Genomic DNA, 995 nt, shown 5'->3' with positions numbered 1-995 from the left:
ATCAACGCAGGTAACCCTGCGATTTTCATTCGGGCGAGTGTGTTGGGATTGCACGGAAACGAGCTGCAGAAAGATGTAAACGGTGACCCTGAATTGCTGGCAAAGGCCGAAGCAATTCGAGCTCATGCAGCAGTCCGAATGGGGCTTGCTGCGACTGCTGCAGAAGCGACCCTGAAACGCCCGCATACACCAAAGCTTTCCTTTGTCGCGGAACCATCTGCCTATACAGCGGTGAACGGCAAACAAATTGATCCATCTACTTTAGATCTGAACGCGCGGATCTTCTCCATGGGCAAGCTGCATCATGCCATGACAGGCACTGGAGCAGTGGCGATCGCGGTCGCCTCTATCATTCCAGGAACCGTGTTGAATCGACTGAATCCAGATTCGATTGGCAGACAGATTCATTTTGGCCACCCATCAGGAAGTCTTGCTGTTGGCGCCGAAGCTATAGAGCAAGACGGTGTTTGGACGGTATCGAAAGCCGTGATGAGTCGATCTGCTCGCCGGCTGATGATCGGGCATGTACTGGTTCCTTCGGACATAGTTTCGGCGTCCTAAAATCCGTGATGCGCGAACCACTAATAGCGACTGAACTCGCTATTAGTGGCGCGTTTTACCATCAATGGCTAAATGAACTGTTCGCCCCAGAACGGCGACACCTTCACTGTGTTTTCGCCTTGTCCTTTCGTTGCCAGTAGCGAAAAAGAGGTTCGGCCAAGAACAACACCAGTACCAACCGAAGGGTTTGCATCGCCGTCACCAGCGGTACGGACAGCTGCAAAGTTTCCGCCGTCAAGCTCATCTCCGCGATGCCTCCAGGCATCATGCCCAACGTCAAGGAACGAAAATCGAGCCACGTAAGCCATCCAAGTCCTGCGGCGGCGGCTCCCGCTATGATTATCATCAAGCAGGTAGATAAAAAGCTGCGCGCTAAAAAACCTGGCGCATCTCTAAAGAAAGATCTCTCGAAGAAGCATCCAAGACTGCTCCCG

Annotated in this window: 2 protein-coding genes; one reads left to right on the top strand and one right to left on the bottom strand. The window is 52.8% G+C overall.

Annotated elements, in window-relative coordinates:
* Positions 1–561, top strand: a 561-nt coding sequence (locus tag AC1DRJ_RS29510) for a PrpF domain-containing protein (RefSeq protein ID WP_477805236.1), incomplete at its 5' end; no start/stop codon positions are given.
* A gap of 103 nt (positions 562–664) precedes the next feature.
* Here the strand turns inward: AC1DRJ_RS29510 and AC1DRJ_RS29505 are convergent.
* The coding region (locus AC1DRJ_RS29505; RefSeq protein ID WP_477805235.1) for an AbrB family transcriptional regulator at positions 665–995 on the bottom strand (331 nt) is incomplete at its 5' end.

The organism is Pseudomonas sp. P5_B2 (assembly GCF_056400445.1).
Note: the sequence above shows the minus strand (reverse complement) of the source record. Positions and strands in the feature narration are given on the sequence as shown.